This window comes from Pontibacter aquaedesilientis (assembly GCF_014773225.1).
GTDB classification, from domain to species: Bacteria; Bacteroidota; Bacteroidia; order Cytophagales; family Hymenobacteraceae; genus Pontibacter; species Pontibacter aquaedesilientis.
On record NZ_JACXAJ010000001.1, the window covers coordinates 925213 to 944562 of the forward strand.

14 protein-coding genes and 1 tRNA gene are annotated in these 19350 nt (G+C 45.4%); 10 read left to right on the forward strand and 5 right to left on the reverse strand.

Translation table 11 applies throughout. The features are described 5' to 3' along the window. The first annotated feature begins 204 nt into the window (after positions 1–204). Positions 205–276, forward strand: a tRNA-Glu gene (locus H9Q13_RS04115). 146 nt (positions 277–422) lie between these two features. On the opposite strand, the gene H9Q13_RS04120 is transcribed toward H9Q13_RS04115, so the two are convergent. The 3 genes from H9Q13_RS04120 to H9Q13_RS04130 form a co-directional block, all read right to left on the reverse strand. Then, complete coding sequence (locus H9Q13_RS04120) at positions 423–1517, reverse strand: PAS domain-containing sensor histidine kinase (protein ID WP_191182458.1); 1095 nt, start codon at positions 1515–1517, stop codon at positions 423–425. A gap of 463 nt (positions 1518–1980) precedes the next feature. Beyond that, on the reverse strand, positions 1981–4236 hold the full coding sequence (gene katG, locus H9Q13_RS04125; protein WP_191182459.1) for a catalase/peroxidase HPI: 2256 nt from the start codon (positions 4234–4236) through the stop codon (positions 1981–1983). Between the two features lie 295 nt (positions 4237–4531). After that, positions 4532–5425, reverse strand: a complete 894-nt coding sequence (locus tag H9Q13_RS04130; protein ID WP_191182460.1) for an EF-hand domain-containing protein — start codon at positions 5423–5425, stop codon at positions 4532–4534. 777 nt (positions 5426–6202) lie between these two features. Here H9Q13_RS04130 and H9Q13_RS04135 point away from each other — a divergent pair. The 9 genes from H9Q13_RS04135 to H9Q13_RS04170 all read left to right on the forward strand — a co-directional run bounded on the left by H9Q13_RS04135 (position 6203) and on the right by H9Q13_RS04170 (position 17576). Beyond that, positions 6203–8116: a PAS domain-containing sensor histidine kinase gene (locus H9Q13_RS04135; protein ID WP_191182461.1), complete on the forward strand. Its 1914-nt coding sequence runs from the start codon at positions 6203–6205 to the stop codon at positions 8114–8116. 43 nt (positions 8117–8159) lie between these two features. Then, positions 8160–8561, forward strand: coding sequence for a response regulator (locus tag H9Q13_RS04140; RefSeq protein WP_224744045.1), 402 nt, complete (start codon positions 8160–8162; stop codon positions 8559–8561). A gap of 262 nt (positions 8562–8823) precedes the next feature. Continuing rightward, entirely contained in the window at positions 8824–9255 is a 432-nt protein-coding gene (locus H9Q13_RS04145) for a hypothetical protein (protein ID WP_191182462.1), read from the forward strand. A gap of 225 nt (positions 9256–9480) precedes the next feature. Next, complete coding sequence (locus H9Q13_RS04150; protein ID WP_262892264.1) at positions 9481–10587, forward strand: type I restriction-modification system subunit M; 1107 nt, start codon at positions 9481–9483, stop codon at positions 10585–10587. Then, positions 10584–10928 (forward strand): SAM-dependent methyltransferase, encoded by a 345-nt coding sequence (locus tag H9Q13_RS18125; protein ID WP_262892265.1) that lies wholly within the window; start codon positions 10584–10586, stop codon positions 10926–10928. Before H9Q13_RS04150 ends, H9Q13_RS18125 begins: the two co-directional genes overlap by 4 nt. Before the next feature lie 123 nt (positions 10929–11051). Further along, positions 11052–11882 (forward strand): DNA adenine methylase, encoded by an 831-nt coding sequence (locus H9Q13_RS04155; RefSeq protein ID WP_317173867.1) that lies wholly within the window; start codon positions 11052–11054, stop codon positions 11880–11882. Positions 11883–11952: 70 nt separating this feature from the next. Next, positions 11953–13509: a DGQHR domain-containing protein gene (locus H9Q13_RS04160; RefSeq protein ID WP_191182463.1), complete on the forward strand. Its 1557-nt coding sequence runs from the start codon at positions 11953–11955 to the stop codon at positions 13507–13509. Beyond that, a complete protein-coding gene (locus H9Q13_RS04165; protein WP_191182464.1) occupies positions 13499–14809 on the forward strand; it encodes a hypothetical protein in 1311 nt (436 codons plus the stop codon). Before H9Q13_RS04160 ends, H9Q13_RS04165 begins: the two co-directional genes overlap by 11 nt. A gap of 22 nt (positions 14810–14831) precedes the next feature. Next, positions 14832–17576 (forward strand): type I restriction endonuclease subunit R, encoded by a 2745-nt coding sequence (locus tag H9Q13_RS04170; protein ID WP_317173873.1) that lies wholly within the window; start codon positions 14832–14834, stop codon positions 17574–17576. 209 nt (positions 17577–17785) lie between these two features. Here H9Q13_RS04170 and H9Q13_RS04175 read toward each other — a convergent pair whose 3' ends face one another. Further along, positions 17786–18355: a fasciclin domain-containing protein gene (locus H9Q13_RS04175; protein ID WP_394367969.1), complete on the reverse strand. Its 570-nt coding sequence runs from the start codon at positions 18353–18355 to the stop codon at positions 17786–17788. Positions 18356–18523: 168 nt separating this feature from the next. Continuing rightward, positions 18524–19186 carry a hypothetical protein gene (locus H9Q13_RS04180; RefSeq protein WP_191182465.1) on the reverse strand — a complete coding sequence of 221 codons (663 nt, stop codon included), beginning with the start codon at positions 19184–19186 and terminating at the stop codon, positions 18524–18526. Between the last annotated feature and the right edge of the window lie 164 nt (positions 19187–19350).

Here is a 19350-nt window from a genome sequence, read left to right on the forward strand (position 1 = left end):
CGCAATCGGCACTAAACCGGGGAAGGAAGCTACCATAATATACACTTTGAGGATAAGACCATCTGCGCATCAAGTCTAATGCTATTTTTTTGAATTCAAAATGAGCCAGTTACAACTACCACCTCATTTTTTTGCTTAAAAACCTACCTCAGGTTTTGCAAAATAAAAGCGACCCGCTATATTTGCAACACAATACGACAGAATGGTCCGTTCGTCTAGGGGTTAGGACTCCAGATTTTCATTCTGGCAACAGGGGTTCGATTCCCCTACGGACTACAAAAAAACGAAAACGGGCTCAGATAGCGATCTGAGCCCGTTTTTTGATTTTATGTAATTAAATATTGTCTCCCCTAATTTGCTGGTCAACATCAGACAACAGCTTCTTCTCTACTAATCACCCACCAGACCGGGCACTGGCTTTATCAGCTATCCCGTCTTTCTGAATTGGTTTTTCTAGGAAGCGTAATGGTAAATGTGGTGCCTTCGTTGACCTTACTTTCTACCTGAATCTTACCACCAGCACTTGTAACATGGTTATGAACCAGATAAAGGCCTATTCCTTTACTATCCGAATGGCTATGAAACTTTTGATTTAAACCAAAAATCTTGTCCTTTACCTTTTCCAGATCAAATCCTTGGCCGTTGTCTGTGTAGACAAGAGAAGTACCCCATTCATCGACTTCTGATCTGACAGAGATGTCAGGAGGACAACTAGGGCGTGCGTACTTGATGGAGTTTGTGATTAAATTTAACAGCACGCTTTCCAGATTTACCTTGTTAAAGGCAAGGGTATGCGCTTTTGAAAAATCGGTGTGTATCGTCGTTTTAGATGTTTTGATCAGTGCGCTGATGGAAACCAATACTTCATCTAAGCACGCTGATAAGCTTACTTCTTCTAGGTTAGCGTTTATATCGTGCTTTTCGGTTAAAATATCTACATAATTATTGAGCGTTTGCTTTAGTTTATCCCCTGTTTGCTTGAGGTAATTGATCAGTTGAATTGTTTTCTGATCTTCTATTTTAGAGACATCAATGAGTTTAAAGAGAGAAAGCAGGTTATTGACAGGCGACCTTAGATCATGAGAGGTGGTGTAGTTTAATTGCTTCAGATCCTGATTGATTTTGGTGAGATTTGCCAAAAGTATATTCCTCTCCGCTTCTAGCTTCTTTTTGTGCGTTATGTTCTTGGCAATGGCAAATATGACTCCCTCGCTTTCCACTGGCAATGAGGTCCAGGACAGCCACACTGTTTCTCCAGCCTTTGTAATATATCGGTTCTCAAAATTATTGAGCGGTTTGGCTTTGACCAATTCGTTTCTTACAGCTGATGTTATTTCTTTGTCATCAGGGTGAATAAATTCATTGATCGGTCGCGCATACAACTCCTCCATCGTGTAGCCCAACAAGTCTGACACAGCTGCATTGATCTTTTTGAAATAACCGTCATACCCTGCTATGCACAACAGATCCGGCGACATCTCGAAGAATAGGTCAAACTTAAAATCTGTAGGTTTCATCGTAAATTTAATGGGGTAGTCCTAAGTTAGAAATATTGCAACCTGCACACCCCCTTAAGACCAGAGGCAACCTTTGCGGTGTTGCTATTACAATTTAGATAATAAACTGCTGATTATACCTGCATTGTATGAAAATTACATCAACCGCTACCCTATCCACTAAATTTGGAAGTAAAAGACTTACTGGTACTTCTCCCTGATTTTAAGAACATCACATGATTAAATCATAAAACAAGGAACAGCGTGTCATGACAGACTTCACAGGGAACAACTGCACACAGTTCAATAAAACGGCGCGTTCTATCAGGTCGTAACTGTTTCAGGTTCGGTTTTTAGTTTATAAAAAAGAGCTGCTCCATCTAAGATAGAGCAGCTCTTTTGAATATATCCGGATAAGCGGTAAACTTAAATTGAAAATCAAGCTCATGCAGTGGCGCTGAAACCGCAGCATGCGCATGGCATTTTACTTCAAATCGAAACGGTCCAGGTTCATTACCTTATCCCAGGCTTTGATGAAGTCTTTTACGAAGCGCTCCTGTGAATCTGAGCAGGCATACACTTCCGCAATGGCCCGAAGCTCTGAGTTCGAACCGATGATCAGGTCGACCCTGCTGCCTGTCCATTTCACTTCTCCGGTTCTGCGGTCACGCCCTTCAAATTCATTCTGTGCATCCGAAGTCGCTTTCCAGGTAGTGCCCATGTCGAGCAGGTTCACAAAAAATTCGTTCGTCAGTGCTTCAGGCTGATCGGTGAATACACCGCGGCTGGATTGATCATAGTTGGTGTTCAGCACACGCATACCGCCTAATAGCACAGTTAACTCAGGGGCAGTAAGCGACATCAACTGGGCCTTGTCAATGAGCATTTCCTCCGCTGATGCCGAGATGTTGTCCCGGTTTCTGTGATAGTTACGGAACCCGTCCGCATTAGGCTCCAGCACTGCGAATGCGTCCCAATCTGTCTGCTCCTGAGAAGCGTCGGTACGGCCTGGCGCGAACGGCACAGTTACCTGCTGGCCCGCCTTGCTGGCTGCCTTTTCAATACCGGCACAGCCACCCAATATGATCAGGTCGGCCATGGATACCTGCTTGCCGTTTTGCTGCGCCTTGTTGAAGTCCGCCTGAATATTCTCATATACCTGAAGTACCTTTTGCAACTCAACGGGGTTGTTCACTTCCCAATTCCTTTGCGGCTCCAAACGGATACGGCCGCCATTTGCACCTCCCCGCTTGTCAGAATCGCGGTAAGTAGAAGCTGAGGCCCAGGCAGTAGAAACCATTTGCGAAACAGTAAGGCCGGACTCCACTATCTTGCTTTTCAAGTCACTAATATCCTGGTCGTTGATCAGTTCGTGGGTAGCCGCCGGAATCGGGTCCTGCCAGATCAGTTCTTCGGCAGGTACTTCAGGCCCCAGGTAGCGCGTGATAGGGCCCATGTCACGGTGTGTCAGTTTATACCAGGCCAGGGCAAACGCCTCCGCAAATTCATCCGGGTTCTCCAGAAATTGTCTGGAGATCTTTCCATAGGATGGATCCTCGCGCAAGGCGATATCCGTGGTCAACATAAAGGGGGCATGCCTTTTGGCCGGGTCGTGGGCGTCTGGTACGGTACCTGCGCCTGCATCGCCTTTTGGCTTCCACTGGTGTGCACCCGCCGGGCTTTTGGTAAGCTCCCATTCGAACCCAAACAGGTTCTCGAAGAAGTTATTGCTCCACTTGGTTGGGGTAGTCGTCCAGGCACCTTCCAGGCCACTGGTAATGGTATGCTCAGAATGCCCCTTGCCCATCGTGTTTTTCCAGCCAAGGCCCATTTCGGCAATGTCGGCTCCGGCAGGCTCTACGCCCACAAACTCACGCGGGTCGCCGGCACCATGCGTTTTTCCAAAGGTATGGCCACCTGCAATTAGGGCAACGGTTTCATAATCATTCATGGCCATGCGGCCAAAAGTTTCCCGGATGTCGTGCGCAGCTGCTAAGGGATCAGGGTTACCGTTCGGACCTTCCGGGTTCACATAGATAAGCCCCATGTGCGAAGCAGCCAACGGATTTTCCAGTACCCCGCCTGCATGGCGTTCCTTATTCCCAAGCCACTCTCCTTCCGAACCCCAGTAGATATCGTCCTCCGGCTCCCATACGTCCTTTCTGCCGCCGCCAAAGCCAAAGGTTTTCAGACCCATTGACTCCAAGGCGCAGTTTCCCGCCAAAATCATCAGGTCAGCCCAGGAGATCTTTCTGCCATACTTTTGTTTGATCGGCCAAAGCAGCAGACGCGCCTTGTCCAGGTTGGCATTATCGGGCCAGCTGTTAAGAGGGGCAAAACGCTGAGATCCGGAGTTGGCTCCCCCGCGCCCATCCGCAATACGGTAGGTACCCGCGCTGTGCCAGGCCATCCGGATAAAAAGCGGGCCATAGTGTCCGTAGTCTGCCGGCCACCAATCCTGAGAATCCGTCATCAGGTCAAAAAGGTCCTGCTTCACGGCATTTAGATCGAGGCTCTTGAACTCCGCTGCGTAATCAAAACCTTCTCCCATAGGGTCCGATTTGGAGGAGTGCTGATGCAGTATCTTCAGGTTCAGCATATCTGGCCACCAGTCACGGTTGGACCGTCCGCTACCAGCCGTAAAATGAACGGCACCTCCCATAAATGGGCACCTCCTGGACTCGTTGGTATCCCACACAGGGGTATTGGGGGCTACATGTCTGTCTTTCTTATGTTCCATAGTCAGTTTAAATGATTTGGATTTAATTTATATATTTTATCTAATTTTTATAAATATACCGGATCAAATGACTTAATACAAATTAAATCGATTCGAATTATCTATCACAACATAGCCAAAATCTATAATGTCTGATTTTTTATAGAATGAATAGTTTTTCAAAAACCCGACTGTTTGCCCTCACAAAAAACCGCCTCTTACTATTTGAGGTGGTTTAGACAGGTTGTACCTTATGATATTGTATTTTAAAGATTTGGCACCTTATAGTATAGTTTAAGGCTATGATCACCCTTAACTAAAAATAAAAATAGGTAGACAGCCTTTGGTGATATTCTGATCTGGTTAATTTACCGTCCCTGTTATTATCCCAGCGACTAAACAATCCTTCGGCCAATTCCTCTGCACTGATCAGGTCATTTTTGTTTGTATCCAGTTCATGGAACAGGCGAGAGTTGCTTAGCCCGTTTTTAAATTCAGCTGCCGAAAGGCTTCCATCACCATCTGTGTCCCATGTAGTCCAGTCACGGTTTTTCAGATTGAAATCCAACACAAACTTTTCCCACTCAGCTTTCAGTATGTTGTTGTCATTGTCGCGATCCATCACATAATAAAATCCTGAGCTGAAACTGTTTGGAGTCAGGAAATTTTCTTCCCAATCAGCCAATGCACTTATAAAGCTATTCCGAAAAAAGACCTCAGCAAATTCAGGTTTAGCAAAGTCAGGTGCATATACGTTAAATCTTATGGAGTCTTTTGCGATGTTCTGCTTCGTGTCCTCTGCTTGGATGACTATAGTATAAGTGCCTACCTCAGCAATTGTAGGCAAATGCATGTAAAATTGCACGATCGTATTTACTGCTTTATTAAGGGATCGAAGATGCGCTAGCCCCTCCATCTCCTTCCGGGTGCCATCTGGATCAACCAAAAATAACCTCACGCTCTCCAGTCCAGTATTGTCCGATATGTTAGCATACACTTTCAGCCTGTCAATCACCATCAAATCAGCATTGGAATTTGGGGAGGAGATTTGAATGACTGGTTTTGTCGTGTCAGGTACAGCAGGGTTATTTGGACCAGGCGGATTTGGTTTGACGGGATTGTTGGGAGAACCTGGAAATACCTCGTCCTCATTACAGGACATAAACGAAAGAGAAGCAATGCAGAACAGAAACCATAAATATTTTTTCATAGACATAGTTTTTAGACGAAAAGAAGTAAAGGGATGCGCAAGTCAAGATTTGCTATGAGATCAAATTAACTGACATGGCATGGCGTCATAGATGACTTCAGTAATAAACTTGATGTGGTGGGAGAATGCGTAGTTGAGCACGTCACGCTGGTGTGGACGTGCTATAAGTGCGGTCAAGGCAGGTATCCTGTTTGGATAGGAATTTTGAGTAAATCAAAATTGATTCATTGATTATAAAACCTGAAAGCTCACTGCGAGCGGCTTAACCCTCGCCTCGCTTTGCTTTCTGCTATACCTTACTTATACGAAATCAGGCCATTCATTATCAGACTAGGTATGCCCTAGCCCGTCTTTTTTAGTGAAAGCGCTCTGTAAGCTTACCATGTATGCCTTTAAGTAGGTAAATCCAGCGGCAATGCTGCTCGCCGGGTTGTGTTGCGTCCTAATTTTCAGCCTGTTCCGGTGCGCTTCCTGCCATTTGGGTGAACCTGTTTACAAGCGGGTTTGTTGCAAGCGATTACCAATTGTGCCAATTAGCATCCAATCCTAGTTAATTGTTAACACAAGCCGCGAACAAAAACAGACAGGTTTTTGAGTAAATTTCAGTTCATTACAGGTATAGGGAGTGAGATTAACATTATAATTCCTAATTTCAATTTTTAATGCTGCTAAACAGTGCAAATTTGAGGAACAGACTAAACCCTTTTCCGTATTGTTGCAGATGGGCTAAAATCAGCACATTGGTCAATTTTTTATCTTTTTCTAATACACATCGACATGTTTGAGACGAAATCGGCACTGGAAATTGACTTTGAAGCAGCATTTAACGGCATGCCTGGTTGCTATCTCCTCATCTCTCCAAACCTGCCCCTCTTCACTGTGCTTGCCATCAGTGACGAACTGCTTGAAAACACAGGCAGAGAGCGGGAGGATATCGTGGGCAAGAGTGTGTTCGATGCCTACCCCGACAACCCGGAGATAAACTCAGCCACTGGTCCGTCCAGCCTGATGGTGTCGTTGCAGCATGTCGTCCACCACAAGACCCCGGACCAGATGCCAATCGTGCGGTATGATGTACCCAACGCCCATGGCGGTTTTGATGAACGCTACTGGTCCTCATCCAGCAAGCCCGTTTTAGACAAAAATGGTGATCTCCTGTATATCATACACGCATCACATGAAGTCACGGATCAGATTGTAGCCAAGAAAAGAAGCTCAAATAAAAAAATCAACAAGACCTACGAGTTGCTTATGCAGGCTCCCGTCGGTATAACCATACTCAGCGGGCCAGAGAACATCGTGGAGCTTGCTAACGAGCAGATACTCAAGAACTGGAGCCGAACGGCCGACATTATTGGCAAGCCTTATTTTGAGGTAGTGCCGGAGGCTAAGAGCCAAGGCTTTGCTGAAATACTGGACGAGGTGCGCAAAACAGGGGAGACCTTCTCCGCCACCGAATTTCCGACTATGTTTTTAGCGGAGGGCCAGGAAAAGCTACGCTACTATAATGTCGTATGCCAGCCCTACTTCGAAGCAGCAACCAGCAAATACCCAACCGGTGTTTTCTATGTAGCCCACGATGTAACGGAGCAGGTACTAGCCCGCAAAAAAGTAGAGGAAAGCGAACTTAGACTGCAGGCCATTATCGAAACGACGCCAGAGAGCATCAAGATCGTTTCTGAAGATGGCACTCTCCTGTTCATGAACACCTACGGATTGGCCATGATTGAGGGAGATGACGAACTGCTTGGGAATGCCTCTATTTTAGATATTATTGCCCCTGAACATCGCTCAGTTTGGAAAGAAAACCTCCGCCGCGTTTGTCAAGGAGAACGCCTGAGCTGGGAATTTGATATTATTGGATTGAAAGGGACGCGCCGTTGCATGGAAACCCACGCGGTTATGCTGCCTGGCTCCAATGGCACCGCACAACTGGCCGTGACCCGCGATGTAACGGCCCGAAAAAAACAAGAGGAAGAATTAAAATCCAAAAACGACCAGTTGACACAGATCAACAACGATTTGGATAACTTTATTTACACGGCTTCACACGATTTAAAGTCTCCTATTTCAAACATCGAAGGCCTTTTGGAGTTGCTATACCTGGAGTTATCCGGAGAGCGAACAGACCATACAGAAGTACAGCAGATCATGGAACTGATGAAGAGTTCGGTGGAACGCTTTAAAAAGACGATCACCAACCTGACAGACGTCGTGAAACTGCAGCAGGAGAGCGATCTCGCCACAACCCTGGTCAGCCTGCCTGAAATGGTGCAGGAAGTACGCCTGGACCTGGAGCCTATGCTAAAAGAAGCCGGCGGCTTACTCGAGCTCGAAGTGGCCTCCTGCCATAATATCCGTTTTGCTGAGAAAAACCTGCGCAGTGTTATCCAGAACCTTCTCAGCAATGCCATTAAATACCGCTCGCCTGATCGCGTGCTACAGGTAAAAGTGGCTTGCTACCTCACACCTGAATACCATGTGCTGAGCGTAACGGATAACGGACTGGGAATTTCGGAACGTAACCAGGAGTATCTCTTTACCATGTTCCGGCGCTTTCACGACCACGTGGAAGGCACTGGCATTGGCCTTTATATGATTAAGAAAATGGTGGAGAACGCCGGTGGGCACCTGCAGGTGGAAAGCTGCCTGGGGAAAGGGTCAACCTTCAGCGTATGGTTTAAGCGATAGCCCGCTGCCTTAATAAAAACAAAATAACTTAACCGAGTAGTAAATGAAGATTTTGACATCAGCGCTATTGATAGATGACGACCAGACCACCAACTTCGTCAATAAAAAATTGCTGAGAGACACAGGCTGCCTGGAAGAAGTTTTGGTGGCCCTGAACGGCCACGAAGGTATTAACCTGCTACAGGAGCAGTACCATGCCGGCCGCTGCCCGAACCTGATTCTGCTGGATGTGAACATGCCGGTTATGAGCGGCTTTGATTTCCTGGAAGCCTTCAATGAATTGGATATCGAAAAGAACTCCATCAAAATCATCATGCTGACTACCTCCATGCACCCACGGGACATCAACCGGCTTGGCGACCTGCCCACCCATGGCTTTCTGAACAAACCCCTTACCCGCGAAAAATTGAAAGGACTGCTGAAAGAGCATTTTGATATCGATTAGCCCGAAAATATTCGCTGTTTCAAGTGCCTTTCTTTCGTGAACACCACCGTATTCGCTCAGGTATAGACTGACTTCTAACCCCCATTTCCATTCCCTTTGCCCAAAACACAGGATAAAGTGTAATTATTTATAATAATTACACTAATTTTTGCGTATACATTAAAGCACACGCACTGCTTTGTGCCTGATTGGCCACCTCCTGCTTACATCCCGCTGCTACATTTAGGGTGTTTCGGTATAGCAGGTACAAGTTCACAACCACATGATTGACCACAATTCACATACGGAAGAGATGCCTGAATTCTGCAACGACTACCTATACCTGATCGTTGATGAAAGGGCGCACCTGATGTACTCCATGTGGACAAGGTCACCGGACAGACAGGAGTATCGGGAAGCTGCGGAAATTTTTATAGGATTCTTGCGTGAAAACCACATCCGCTACTGGATACAGAACACAAACCACCTGGGCGAAGTACCGCTCGAAGAGATGAAAGCTGCCATGCAGCAATTTATGCCATTGGCTCCCACCACCCTGAGAAAATTAGCCCGAATCTGTTCCGACGAGCAAAGTGTAGCGACCTTTATGAAGCTTGCCAGCCAAACCATAGAGCAACTCAGCCCCAACATTGAAATACAGAGTTTCATGACTTACCGCGAAGCCGTTGACTGGATAAGCAGTGATAGGCAGTAGTAGCGCGTCATTGTCGTTGCCAAAACCATGGATGTATAATCACCATACCTGAAATGCAGTTAACTCAGGTATAAGGCGGGTAAGCATTACTGAATAGGTGCCATTGCATAAAGAACTCTTTTATGCAGGTAGCTATAATTGACTGCGTTTACCCACCCACCTTGAACATTTAAAAAAAACTATATAATCGTCTTAACATTCTATGTTTTTCATTACCTTGAGCCTTTGTTTCAGCACCGAGTACAAGAATACATGGCCACTACCAATACCCCCACCGCCAAAGCAAAGGCGGATATAGATTTTGAAAACGAACTCTGGAATGCCGCCAACGAGCTGCGTGGCGCTGTAGCCGAGAACCAGTACAAAGACTACGTGCTCTCGCTGCTGTTTGTAAAGCACCTCTCCGAGCGCTACGAACTGCGCAAGCAGGAAATACAGCAGGACTTTGCCAACCCCGAAAGCGATTACTATAACATAGAGGCCCACCAACAGGCCGAGGTGCTCGAAGACGAACTGGAGTACCAGGTAAAGAACGTGTACCGCTTGCCCCGCGAGGCTACATGGGAGTACCTGCGTGAAAACGCTGAGCAGGACGACATAAAAGTAAAGGTAGACCAGGCCTTTGTACTGCTCGATGAGCTGCTGGCCAAGCGCAACCCTGACTATAAAGGCGTGCTGGAGCCGATCTTCGTGAAAAGCCAGCTCTCCCCTACGCAGGTGGCCGGGCTTATCAACCTGTTCTCCAAAGAGAAGTTCTCCGAGATCAACAACCCCGAGTCCGACATTTACGGCCGCGTGTATGAGTACTACATCGGCAAGTTTGCCATGGCCGAAGGCTCCGGTGCGGGGCAGTTCTTTACGCCAGGCTCGGTGGTGCGGTTGCTCGTGGAAATGCTGGAACCGCTCAAAGGTCGCATCATGGACCTGGCCTGCGGTTCGGGTGGTATGTTTGTGCAGAGCCTCAAGTTTTTGCAGGCGCACGGCGGCGACAAAAATGACATCTCCATTTACGGGCAGGAGCGCTACGAAGGCACGCTGCGCCTTTGCAAAATGAACCTGCTGTTGCGCAACCTCTCCTTCGACGTAAAATTGGGCGACTCGCTGCTGCAGGATCGCTTCTCGGACCTAAAGGCTGATTACGCCCTCATGAACCCGCCGTTCAATATCTCGAACTGGCACCCTGAACTGCTTCCCGACAACGACCCGAGATTATTCGGTTCTAAAGACACCTTTACCACACCCGGCAATGCCAACTACATGTGGTTCCAGACGCTGTGGCACCACCTGAGCGAGCGTGGCACGGCAGGCGTGGGATGGCCAACGGCGCCATGACCACTGGAAGCGCCGGCGAAAAGAACGTGCGCGAGCACATGATACAGCAAGGCATGGTAGACTGCATTGTACAGATGCCCGACAAGCTGTTCCTGACCACCGGCATACCCGCCTGTATCTTTATTTTGAGCAAGAACCGCGACGGCCGCGACGGCGAACACCGCGAGCGCAAAAACGAGATACTTTTTATTGATGCCCGCAAACTGGGAACCATGGCCAGCCGCCGCCTGCGCGTGTTCGAAGATGCCGACGTGGCCCGCATTGCCGACACCTACCATACTTGGCGCAACATAGGTAGCAGCTACTCCGACACCGAAGGCTTCTGGAAGGACGTTGCATAATGAGTATCATATATATTTAACTGAAATAAATTAATTCCTTTATATATTGCCCATTCATATTAATAATACCATGAATAGAAAGTATTTTAAGATCTATGAATGTATTAGGTCAATTAAATAAACGTGAGAGAGCTAACTAATATAGATGCAGATACAGGAAAACCATTTTTAAGATGGGCAGGTGGTAAGTCCTGGTTAATTAAGTACTTAAGCAAAATAAAAGCATCTAACTATGGTAATTACCACGAGTCTTTTTTAGGGGGAGGTGCGACTTTTTTTTACCTATTACCTAAAAAACAATCTTACTTATCTGATCTAAATGAAGATTTAATCGAAACATATAAAGCGGTAAGGGATCATGCTTCTGATATAATCAATAAACTGAAAACTTTTAATAATACAGAGGAAGATTATTATATAATTAGAAATACGGCTTTTGACTCCAAAATTGAAAGAGCTGCTCAGTTTATATACTTAAACCAAACTTCCTATAACGGAATTTATCGTGTAAATCTGAAAGGAAAATATAATGTCCCTTACGGGTTTAGAAAGAAAGATTTTATTGATGAACAAAATCTACTCCGTGCTCAATATATTCTTAAAAAAGCTCACTTAGAGCAATGCGACTTTTATAGTATAGAAGATAATATTAAAAGGAATGATTTAGTCTTTCTTGATCCACCCTACACAGTTTCTCATAATAATAATGGGTTTATCAAATACAATGAAAAAATCTTTTCATTAGAAGATCAAATGAGATTGAGTAATCTAATTGATGTAATTAAAACTAAAGGAGCCTTTTATATCTTAACTAACGCTGCTCATAAAACAATTGAAGAGATTTTTGATAAAGGGGACAAAAAGATACTATTAAATAGGGCAAGTTTGATTGGAGGGTTAAACTCAAAGAGAGGTCACACAAGTGAATTTGTGTTCACAAATACAGAATTATAGGAACCTACAGTATTCGATGATTTCAAAGATAAATCTTTTAATAATTTATCTTTAGTTAAGCTAATTATAAATGACAGAATCAACATCAATTTCAGCAATCAGAGTTAAGCAATGGCTAGAAGATTGGGATAACGTACAATTTGGGAGTCTTAGGAAGAAACCACAGCCCCATTTTTACATATTCAGTATTAGTGCCAACACTCTAAAGAAGTTGTCCAAAGTCTATCCCCGTAAGGCCAATGAAAAAAGGAATGCAGAGATAGGAGTTCAGCGTAAACATGATCCTGAACGTTCTGATAAAATTAGACAATATGTATTTGGTGGATTTCCTTGGTCTGACTTATCTGATGCAAAAAGAAATTCAAATGAATTTTCTGATCTCAAAATGCCTGGTTGGTTGCCAACAGCAATCATTGCTAATATTATTGCTCCAGAAACAGTTAGAGGAGGTGTCACTATAAAGGAAACAGATATTATTAAGCTTGAAGACTCTAATGGCCAAATTAAACTTGTACTACCAGAGGGAACAAGTGAAAAAGAATGGATACCTGAAGTTCCACCAATAGAAATTATTGACGGTCAGCATAGATTATGGGCTTTTAATAAAGATGAAAAACTAAACGGAGATTTTGAACTACCAGTTGTAGCATTCTACGATTTAGATATTTCTTGGCAAGCATATTTATTTTATACGATAAATATAAAGCCTAAGAAGATAAACGCTAGTTTAGCTTTTGATTTGTATCCAATATTAAGAGTACAAGATTGGCTTGAGAGATCTCCTGATGGTGCATTTGTTTATAAAGAGACACGAGCTCAAGAATTAGTTGAGGTTTTATGGTCATTTGAAACAAGCCCTTGGAAAGATAGAATTAACATGCTTGGTGAGAAGTATGAAAAGGGGTCTGGGTCAGTACTGCCTACTATTACACAGTCGGCTTTTATAAGAAGTTTAATAGCAACTTTTATCAAAAGCTCTTCATCTAAGGGATTAGGTGGTCTTTTTGGTTCCCAATTAAAAGATGGAAGTTTGTTAGTATGGAATAGAACTCAACAGGCTGCATTCTTAATCTTGGCCTGGGAGTATATGATTACAGCTATCAAAAATAGTAAAGCAGAATGGGCTGAAGATCTTAGAGCTTATTATACATCCCCGCAGGGTGAACTATTTAAGGAAGAAGTTCAAAAACTAGATCCTGCATACGCAAGCAAGCTAAGTCTCATTTCAACAGATCAAGGTGTTAGAGGTTTCTTACACATTATCAACGATATGTTTTATGTTGAAAGTGACAAACTTGAATTAAATAACATACAGAGTCCTGATGAGATTAAAGAAGATCGCATTGATGAAGTTGACTTAAAAAGCGCTCTGAAAATTTTTAGAAAAAATACCAAGTTGTTAGACTATTTAGAAGAATTAACTTCAGAGCTTATAAAATTTGACTGGCGAACAGCTTCTACACCAGGCCTTGATAGAATTACAAAGCAGAAGCAAATGATTTATAAAGGTAGTAGTGGATATAAAGAAATTAGATCAGAATTATTAAGACTTCTAAAAGACTCAAATATTACAAGAGTTTCTTCAAATGCTAATTTTATTATTAAGGGGTTAGGATATGGCAATTGAGGACATTATGAGAGATAGCTCTGGTATAGCTATTAAACAAGGTTTTGAGCGAGTAATTAAAAAGCATATACCCAAGGAATCTCTAATAGGCCAGAGAAACTTTTATTTAAAAGATACAGCACTAAGAATGGACAGTGCTACTGTTGCTTCTCTTAAGAAAAATCAGATTGAAGAATATATAGCTTCATCAGTTTTAGTTCATTGCACCGATGGATGGAATTACCTGTCTAGAAGTATAGAAAGCCTTATTAACGGTGATATTGCTAGCTCAATTCATTTCGCATATTATGCAGAATTAAGATCAGCAATGTCACTAATGGCATTTGAAGGAGTAGGTGTTTTCAATAAAAAGCATATCTGGTTTGACACGCACAAGAGTGCCAGTTTATTTGGAGGATTTACTACTCATTCACTAGTAAATAGTGGGATGGAAGCTTGGGCAGGTTTATCAACGAAAAAAAATATTTTATTCGATTTAGTAAAAGTAAAAAATAGAAGTTTAGATAATTGGATCAGAGAATCTGGGGTTTCAACAAATAGTAAATATGCCAACTCAGTTATAAATAAATGGCTAAAAAGATGGAGCGTAGATTTACATCTGAAAAGAGATCAATTTATTAGAAATGAAATGAGCTACAGACCTCATTACTTAACTGCACAAATTGATATTGGAAATTTACTTACTAAGTTAACAGAAGTTTGGGAATTACTTGAGCCTTCCCCTTCAAGTGGTTTCTTGCATCTTGATCAACATTTATTGAGAATTGCATTAGAAGGAATTTACAGAAAGAGTAAAGGGGCAAAACCAGTTGGACCTAATTATGCTAAATACGTTGAGTCAATTTTTAATCGATTAGGTGAAGATACTGAACAAACTTTATTTAACTTCTTATTAAGAAGATCAAATCCTGAAGATGCCTTAATTTTTATTGAAGCGAAAAAAGACAACTTAAATTCTGATAATAATAAAAAAGATCCTTTCCCTTTAATTTGTAGAGCAATCCTACTTCTACGATTATCTACAGGAGCAGCAAATAACCTAATTGAAACATCTTCAATAAATAAGGAAAGCTTAAGGTTTTGGTGGGAAAAATTGTCACATGATCAAGGAGTAATTAACTCTATTGGATCTGAGATCAACCCAACTGATTTATTTACAGACATCAGAGATAGTATTACTGAGATTAATAGCATAGGGGGAGGGCTTACAAATATTAAAGACTCATTTGATTTAGCTTCTGGCGCTTTATATTATTTAAAACAATTTCAGAGACCTGCTATTTGGGGAATGGGTTTATGATAAACTAAGTCCACAGATTTTAATCTGTAAAGTCGAAAACGGCAAGCCCCACTTCGGCCACTTCTACCCCATCGCCTACGACGACATTTCGAAGAACGAATTCCAGGTCGTTAACCAGTTCACCATCATCGGCAAAAGCAAGCGCATCCCCGACCTCATCATTTTCGTGAACGGCCTGCCGCTGGTGCTCTTCGAATTCAAAAACCTGTTCAGCCAGGACGCCACCGTAGAGGCCGCCTACAACCAGGTGCAGCACTATACCCTGGATATTCCGCAGGTGTTCGAGTACAACGCCCTGACCGTGGTAAGCGATGGCCAGACCACCCTGCACGGCATGTACAGCAGCGGCCTGGAGTGGTTTGCCGCCTGGAAAAGCACAGACGGACGCGAGGTGGTAAACAACGGCTTCGCGCTGGAAACCCTAATCAAAGGCCTGCTCGTGCCAGAGCGCCTCCTGCAATACGTGCGCTACTTCATCTTCCATGAGCCAGACAAAGGCCAACTGATAAAGAAAGGCGCCAAGTACCACCAGTTTTTCGGGATACAATACGCCCTGCAGCAAACCCTGAAGAGCGTGCGCCCTTACGGCGACGGGCGCATTGGCGTGGTATGGCACACCACCCGCTCGGGCAAAAGCATAACCATGGCCATTTACACCGGCATTTTGCGCCAGCTGCCCGAGCTCAAGAACCCCACCATTGTGGTGCAGGTAGACCGCTTCGACCTCAACCGCCAGCTCTTCGACGATTTCGTGGCAGCCAAAGACCTGGTAGGCGACGTGCGCATAGCCAACACCACCGACGAGCTGCGCAGCCTGCTGAGCGGAGAAGGCGGCGGCGTGGTGTTTAGCACCGTGCAGAAATTTAACTTGAAGGATAACGCCAATGGCCGCGAGCTGGAGCACCCCGTCCTGAGCACCCGCGACAACATTATTGTGATTGCCGACGAGTGCCACCGCACCCAGTACGGCCTGATACAGGGCTTTGCCAACAACCTGCGCCGCGCCCTGCCGCAGGCCAGCTTCATTGGCTTCACCGGCACCCCCGTAGACAGCAAAGACGCCGACACCGAGGCCGTGTTCGGAGAGATCATCCATACCTACGACATCCGGCAAGCCACCGAAGACAAAGCCGTGGTGCCGATCTACTACGAGCCGCGCCTGGCCAAACTGCATTTAGGCAACGAACAACTAGAGGAAGAAGCCGAAGAAATAATCGGCGGTCTGGAAGACAGTGACAAGAATAAGATACTCTGGGCTGCCATGGAAGACGCAGCCGGTTCTGCCGCGCGTGTGGAGGCCATCGCCAAAGACATGCTGCAGCACTATACCAACCGCAATGCCAGCCTGAGCGGCAAGGCCATGATCGTGTGCATGAGCCGTCGCAACTGCGTGAAGCTCTACGATGCCCTCACCGCGCTGGAAGGCTGCCCCGAGGTAGCCGTGATCATGACCACCAACATCGCCAAAGACCCCATCGCCTGGAACCCGCACGTGCGCACCAAAGAGCAGATGGAGGCCATTAAAAGCCGCTTCAAAGACCCCGACGACCCGCTAAAACTCGTGATCGTGCGCGACATGTGGCTGACTGGGTTCGACAACCCCGCCATGCACACACTGTATGTAGACAAGGTAATGAGCGGCCATAACCTGATACAAGCCGTCAACCGCGTAGCCACCGTGTTCCGCGACAAGCCCAGCGGCCTGATCGTGGACTATATCGGCATAGGCGACAGGCTCCGCGACGCCACCAACAAATACACCACCTCCGGAGGCCAGGGCAAAGTAGCATTTGATATAGAGGAGGCTTTCTCGCTTACACAGGAAGTAATAGTGCTGCTGCAAGATTCGTTGCCGGACGGCATAAACTATAGCCCTTGGCTTGCCTTAACCGGACCTGAAAAGATTAAGATGGTAAGCCAGACTACCAACCACTTTGTGTCGGATGATGAGCTTTGCAAGGCTTTTATGCTGAACGAGAAGATTCTCAGCAGCCTCGCCCCGATCATCAAAAGCCACGAAAGTATAAACGAGTTGGCAGCGGTTATTATCTACCTGCAGCACGTAGGTGCGGCCCTTCGCAAACTAAAAAACCCTGACCGCAACATCAGGAAAGCAGCCACGCAGGTTAAGGACCTCATCCACCGCTCTATCGAGAGCGAAGACGTAGTAGACGTGTTCCAGATGGCCGGCATCGAGCGCTTCGATATCTCCATCATCAACGACGATTTCCTGGCCACCGCCAAAGCCCAGAAAACCGGTAACGAACTGAAGCTGGAGCTAATCCGCCAAATCCTGAACGATGAGATAAAAGTGCTCTCTTTTAAAAACCTGGCAAAGTCGCGCAAGCTGAAAGAGGCAGTAGAGAAAATCCTGGCCGATTACCACAACCACTTTTTTGATAGCCTGGTGGCCATGGAAAAGCTGCGTGAAGTGGCCAAACAGATGCAGGAAGAAGACCAGCGCAGGAACCAGCTCGGCCTCACCGACGAGGAAGAAGCCTTCTATGAAATTCTGGCCAATCACCCCAACGCCGTGCAGGACTTCGACCTGATAAAGGAACTGGTGCAAAAGATACTGGTCGAAGTAAAGAAAAGCGCCCAGCAACCCGACTGGTACAAAAAAGACGACACCAAAGCCCAACTGCAACTAGCCGTAAAAAAGGTGCTGCGCTTTAAAGTGAATTCGGAACTGCAGGAGATACTGGATGAAGTGATGGAGCAAGCGGAGGCCAGGTATAGCAAGTGGGGTGATATGAGTGTGGCGTAAAGTTTAACGTCTAAATATTAATAATTTTTACCCCAGTCTGATATTATAATGATCGTTAAAATCTAATTGAATATGCGAAATACAGACTGCGTACAATCATTGTTATCTTATTGAGTTTATTGATAGAGTAAAAACTCATAACCACCCCCAATAAAACGGGCAGACACTTTTAAAAAGCGCCTACCCGTTTTTATTTATGGAGTTTGTTCTTACCTACCTGAAGGCGGCATCATGACTTTATCAATCACATGCACCACACCGTTGGAGGCTTCCACATCCGGCATGGTCACATTAGCATCGTTTATCTTCACGCTGCTACCATCGAGCATTACTTTCAGGTCGGCACCGTTCAGGGTTTTAGCCGACATGCCGTTCGACAGGTCAGTTGATTTTACGTTGCCCTCCACGACATGATACTTCAGGATATCAGCGAGCTGTTGTTTGTTTTCAGGCTTGAGCAGGTTGTCTAATGTACCGGCTGGCAACGCAGCAAAGGCTTCGTTGGTTGGTGCAAAAACAGTATAAGGACCTGCGCCCTGCAATGCGCCAACCAGGTCGGCTGCCTGCAAGGCCTGCACCAGCGTAGAAAGCGAAGGAGTCTCTGAAGCAAGCGCTACAATATCCTTAGGTCCATCCATCGTGGTGTCGTCTGTGTTCATGGTGTCGTCGGCAGCCATCATTTCGGTATCCTCTATTTCTGAGGTATCAGTGGCTTGTTCATTTGTGTTACAGCCAAACAGCAGCAAGGCCGAGAAAAAGAAAACGCTTAATTTTTTCATAAGTGATATTTTTAAGTAGTTGATTTATAATAAGTAAACGTTGCAATAGCCCCTTTGTTCAGGCTTTGGAAACCAGATGCCCTGCCCCTGGTTACCATTATTTACGCTTATGCTGTTGAATCTACTTGCTGAAACGGTGTCTAGCGGTTCATATCACCATCAAAAAAATCAGACTTCCAGCTGCTTTACAATATCGATCAGCGACTCGGCTCCCATCCGCACGGCTTCGCGCTCGAGTAGCTCCAGGTGCATCCAGGTAAACTTTTTGGTTGACTTCCACATATTCCGCAAAGGCTGCTCCTGGTTGCTATTCACGCTCTGTCCTGAGGCAATTACCTCCCCATTTTCGATAAGCTTATACCTGACCAGCAAATCGGTTGGCCTGGGAGTGATGAGCTCCTCACCGGTTGTGACATGCGCAAAAACCAGGAAAATCGTGCTTCCCTTATTCTCATACCTGAACTGACCGGGCACCTTCTCCAGCTCGATCACCAGTTGCCTGCCGCCGAGCCTTTGCTTTACATCCAGGTTTTGGGCCGCCTGGTAAATGCCGCGCTTAACAAACTCAGCCGTGGCGTGCGGGTTTACCTCACAGGCAATGGTCGAGTTCCAGCCCCAGTATACAATAGCCGGTATGAACGACGACTCCAGCTGGATGAAATTGCTAGACTGGGGAGCGGAAGCCGGAGCCTGCACCAGCAGCCAGTCTTGCTGTTCTGTCGTCTGAGCCACTGTCTTCAGCTTTCCATCGACATAAGTCGCATATTTCTTGGTGCCTACGCAGCTTGTCAAACTTACTCCCAGGCAGAGCAGATAAAATAACCGTTTCATTTCAGATCTTTAAGGATGATAAATAAAGTACCGGATTTCTTTCAGTGTTTTATAGTGGCAGGAAGACGGGCGAAGTATCTAAAAATACAGATGCGAATATATGGTATTCTGGCTGTAAATTTAATCCCTTGTTTTCAAGTTCAATTTCAACTTACCTTAAACAA

Coding starts and splice junctions, on each gene's coding strand:
- katG (WP_191182459.1), bottom strand. CDS start 4,236: ATGGAACATAAGAAAGACAGACATGTAGCCCCCAATACCCCTGTGTGG.
- H9Q13_RS04140 (WP_224744045.1), top strand. CDS start 8,160: ATGAAGATTTTGACATCAGCGCTATTGATAGATGACGACCAGACCACC.
- H9Q13_RS04130 (WP_191182460.1), bottom strand. CDS start 5,425: ATGAAAAAATATTTATGGTTTCTGTTCTGCATTGCTTCTCTTTCGTTT.
- H9Q13_RS04175 (WP_394367969.1), bottom strand. CDS start 18,355: ATGAAAAAATTAAGCGTTTTCTTTTTCTCGGCCTTGCTGCTGTTTGGC.
- H9Q13_RS04165 (WP_191182464.1), top strand. CDS start 13,499: ATGGCAATTGAGGACATTATGAGAGATAGCTCTGGTATAGCTATTAAA.
- H9Q13_RS18125 (WP_262892265.1), top strand. CDS start 10,584: ATGACCACTGGAAGCGCCGGCGAAAAGAACGTGCGCGAGCACATGATA.
- H9Q13_RS04145 (WP_191182462.1), top strand. CDS start 8,824: ATGATTGACCACAATTCACATACGGAAGAGATGCCTGAATTCTGCAAC.
- H9Q13_RS04135 (WP_191182461.1), top strand. CDS start 6,203: ATGTTTGAGACGAAATCGGCACTGGAAATTGACTTTGAAGCAGCATTT.
- H9Q13_RS04160 (WP_191182463.1), top strand. CDS start 11,953: ATGACAGAATCAACATCAATTTCAGCAATCAGAGTTAAGCAATGGCTA.
- H9Q13_RS04120 (WP_191182458.1), bottom strand. CDS start 1,517: ATGAAACCTACAGATTTTAAGTTTGACCTATTCTTCGAGATGTCGCCG.
- H9Q13_RS04180 (WP_191182465.1), bottom strand. CDS start 19,186: ATGAAACGGTTATTTTATCTGCTCTGCCTGGGAGTAAGTTTGACAAGC.